The 1,676-nt window shown below is 54.6% G+C and carries 2 protein-coding genes; both read left to right on the forward strand.

The features are described from left to right. Positions 1 to 121 precede the first annotated feature (121 nt). Positions 122 to 544: an OsmC family protein gene (locus ACXRVY_RS27680; RefSeq protein WP_007941657.1), complete on the forward strand. Its 423-nt coding sequence runs from the start codon at positions 122 to 124 to the stop codon at positions 542 to 544. A gap of 239 nt (positions 545 to 783) precedes the next feature. Further along, entirely contained in the window at positions 784 to 1,575 is a 792-nt protein-coding gene (speD, locus tag ACXRVY_RS27685) for an adenosylmethionine decarboxylase (protein ID WP_007986012.1), read from the forward strand. Positions 1,576 to 1,676 lie beyond the last annotated feature (101 nt).

The following is a 1,676-nucleotide window of genomic DNA, read 5'->3' on the forward strand; positions in this document are numbered from 1 at the left end:
TCCTGCAATATTCGAGCATTTACCTACAAGGCAGTGGGATATGTCCTAAGACGCCGGGCGCTGTCAATCACGGGGCCTGTGCTAAGCTGGCGACCCTTTTTTATACAGTGGAGTCTTGGCGATGAAGGCACGCATCCAATGGGCTGGCGAAGCCATGTTCCTCGGCGAATCCGGTAGCGGTCATGTCGTGGTCATGGACGGTCCGCCCGATGCCGGCGGACGTAACCTGGGTGTCCGGCCGATGGAAATGCTGCTGCTGGGTGTCGGCGGTTGCAGCAATTTCGATGTGGTCAGCATCCTCAAGAAGTCCCGCCAGGCGGTCGAAAGCTGTGAAGCGTTCCTTGAAGCCGAGCGTGCGACCGAAGATCCAAAGGTATTCACCAAGATTCATATGCATTTTGTGGTCAAGGGCCGCGGGCTGAAAGAAGCCCAGGTCAAACGCGCCATCGAGCTGTCTGCCGAGAAGTATTGCTCGGCCTCGATCATGCTCGGCGCGGCAGGCGTGGCAATTACCCACGACTATGAAATCATCGAGCTCGGTTGAATCGACATTCAACTATCATAAAAGCAGTGCAGACTCTGGCGAACACAAGCTGACGTCTGCATAATGCGCCACTTTTTTCAGGGTAGTGGCCCGTCAGCCGACAGGCCTCGCACCCGAACAGACAACCAAAATCGCCATCGCGAAGAGGTGTTAACCGTCCTACGCAGGTGCGTTGTTCGCATTTGACGGGCATGCTTGATCACGCGGCCGGGCCGCAAACACATAGAGAGTTTTTAACGGTGAAAAGCAAACTCAAGCTCCACGGGTTCAATAACCTGACAAAGACCTTGAGCTTCAACATCTATGACATCTGCTACGCGGAAACCCCGCAAGACCAGCAGGCTTACGTCGAGTACATCAATAAAGAGTACAACGCGAAACGCCTGACGCAGATCCTCACGGAAGTTGTCGATATCATTGGTGCCAACATCCTGAACATTGCCAGTCAGGACTATGAGCCGCAGGGCGCCAGCGTCACGATCCTGATCTCGGAAGAGCCGGTAACCCCGACCGACAGTCAGATCGAAGAATCCCCGGGCCCGCTGCCTGAAATCATTCTTGCTCACCTCGACAAGAGCCACATCACGGTGCACACCTACCCGGAAATCCATCCGGTCAGCGGTATTGCAACCTTCCGAGTGGACATCGACGTGTCGACTTGCGGGGTCATTTCACCGCTTAAAGCGCTCAATTTCCTGATTCACCAGTTCGATTCGGACATCGTGACCGTGGACTACCGTGTGCGCGGTTTCACCCGTGACGTTGAAGGCAAAAAGCACTTCATCGACCACGAGATCAATTCGATCCAGAACTACCTCTCCGATGACACGTACGACGCGTATCAGATGACCGATGTGAACGTGTACCAGGAAAACCTGTTCCACACCAAGATGCTGCTGAAGAACTTCGAACTGGATAACTACCTGTTCGGCGACGCCACCAGCAACCTGTCCTCTGAGCAACGCGCCCAGGTGACCGAGCGGGTGAAACACGAAATGCTCGAAATCTTCTACGCGCGTAACATGGCGTAAGATTCATCGAACACAAAAAAGGCGACTCCCTCACGGCAGTCGCCTTTTTTATTGTTACCACCAAAACCTGTGGGAGCGGCGGTGCGGCGATCCGACTTGCC

The sequence above is a fragment of the Pseudomonas sp. P5_A2_2 genome (genome assembly GCF_054177685.1).